Source organism: Microbacterium sp. Kw_RZR3 (assembly GCF_029222405.1).
Lineage (GTDB): Bacteria > Actinomycetota > Actinomycetes > Actinomycetales > Microbacteriaceae > Microbacterium.
This window is the reverse complement of record NZ_JARHXC010000069.1, coordinates 1-1,770: the sequence shown is the minus strand read 5'-3', so window position 1 is coordinate 1,770 and position 1,770 is coordinate 1. Positions and strand designations below refer to the sequence as shown.

The 1,770-nt window shown below is 71.1% G+C and carries 3 protein-coding genes; 1 reads left to right on the top strand and 2 read right to left on the bottom strand.

The features are described 5' to 3' along the window. The coding region (locus P2P98_RS03595) for a TipAS antibiotic-recognition domain-containing protein (protein ID WP_275797308.1) at positions 1 to 239 on the top strand (239 nt) is incomplete at its 5' end. On the opposite strand, the gene P2P98_RS03590 is transcribed toward P2P98_RS03595, so the two are convergent. Beyond that, complete coding sequence (locus P2P98_RS03590) at positions 240 to 1,253, bottom strand: LacI family DNA-binding transcriptional regulator (RefSeq protein WP_275797307.1); 1,014 nt, start codon at positions 1,251 to 1,253, stop codon at positions 240 to 242. A 146-nt stretch (positions 1,254 to 1,399) separates the two neighbouring features. After that, on the bottom strand, positions 1,400 to 1,770 hold a 371-nt coding region (locus tag P2P98_RS03585), incomplete at its 5' end, for a helix-turn-helix domain-containing protein (RefSeq protein WP_275797306.1).

Here is a 1,770-nt window from a genome sequence, read left to right as displayed (position 1 = left end):
CCCGCCCCGGCGACGCAAAGGCCGACGCGCTCGTCGAACGGCACCGCGAGGTGTTCTCGCAGTACTTCCCGATCACCCGACAGATGCAGGTGCACCTGGGCCGGATGTACGCCGCCGATCCGCGCTTCGCGGCGCACTACGACGCGGTGCGACCCGGGCTCGCTGTGTGGCTGCGCGACGCGATCGAGGCGAGCGCCCGCGCGCACGGCATCGACTCCGACACCGCTGCCTGGGAGTGATCAGGCCGAGCCGCGCTCGATGATCTCGGTCGGCAGGATCGCGGTGGTCGACGGCGCGCGCCCGGCGAGCAGGTCGAGCAGCATTCGGGCCATCTGCCGCCCCTGGTCTCGCGACGGCTGCCGGATCGTGGTGAGAGCGGGGACCAGCGAGGTCGCGACGGACGAGTCGTCGAACCCCATGACGGCGACGTCGCGCCCGGGCTCGATCCCCCGTTCGCGCAACGCCGTGTAGGCACCGCGGGCCATGAGGTCGCTCGCGGCGAAGACCGCGTCGGGAACGTCTCCGGATGCCAGGATCCGCCGCATTGCGGACGCACCCTCGGCCTCGGTGAACCCGCCGTCCTCCACGGCGAACGGTTCGAGTCCGGCGGCGGCGAGGGCGTCGCGGAACCCCTGGAGCCGGTCGATGCCCGCGGGCATGTCGGCCGGGCCGGCGACGGTGGCGATGCGACGGTGCCCGCGATCGATGAGGTACTGCGTGGCATCCCTCCCGCCCTGCACGTTGTCGACGTCGACGTAGTGGTCTGTGGCCCGCACGCGAGCGGGACGGCCGCCGTAGACGACGGGGACGGTGTCGGCGAGGCGGTCGATGAACGTGTCGCTGGTGTGGTGGGAGGCGACGATCGCACCGTCGACGCTCCCGCCGCGCAGGTAGCCGAGGGCTTTCGCGCTGGCGTCGTCGCTCGCGATGAGCATGTTCATGACGTAGTCGGACTCGCCGATGACCTGCGAGATGCCGGCGACGATCGAGCCGAAGAACGGATCGCCGAAGAAGCGGTCGGTGTCTTCCGGGATGACGAGAGCGATCGCGCGTGTCTGGCGGCTGGCGAGCGATCGGGCTGCCCGGTTGGGGACGTACTGCAGCTCGTCGATCGCCCGCTGAACGGCCTCGAGAGCCGAGGGCGAGACAGCGGTCGAGCCATTCACGACGCGCGAGACCGTGGAGCGCGAGACCCCCGCCCGCGCGGCGACTTCTTCGATCGTGGCGGCACCGCGCACGGGGGTCAGTGACATCGATTCTCTCTCGGGCTCTGCGATGCGACCGCGCCGTTTGACGAGCGGCGACGTTGCGAGCGTACTCCCCGGACGGGTCCGGATGCTGCTCGACGCCGCCGAGGTGGAACCGTGCCGGAGATGCGCTATGGATGCCGTCCGAGGAGTCACGGGGAGAGGGCGCGTGTGAGCGCGCGCTCGGAGGGGAAGCCTGAGAGTTTCGCGGCGCTCGCCAGGGGAAAGTCGGGGTCGGCGGCGAGCAGCATGCGGGCCAGGCGGAGCCGTTCCTCGCGGAGCATCTGTCCGGGGGAGCGACCGTGCGCGGCGAAGGCGCGCTCCAACTGGCGACGCGTCGCACCCAGGCGTTCGGCGAGGCGATCGACGGTGAGATCGACGTGCATCGCACCCGACGCGATGACGACCGACGCGCGGTCGTAGAGGTCGGCGTAGTCGACGGCCTCGCGGGATCGACGACGGGGTGAAGCGCGAAGCGCTCCGGCCTCGGCGCGAGCAGCGGCGATGAGAGCTTCAACGGATG

What these genes read in the sequence shown, in the direction of transcription:
- P2P98_RS03590 (WP_275797307.1), bottom strand. Translation starts at nt 1,253, where the DNA reads ATGTCACTGACCCCCGTGCGCGGTGCCGCCACGATCGAAGAAGTCGCC.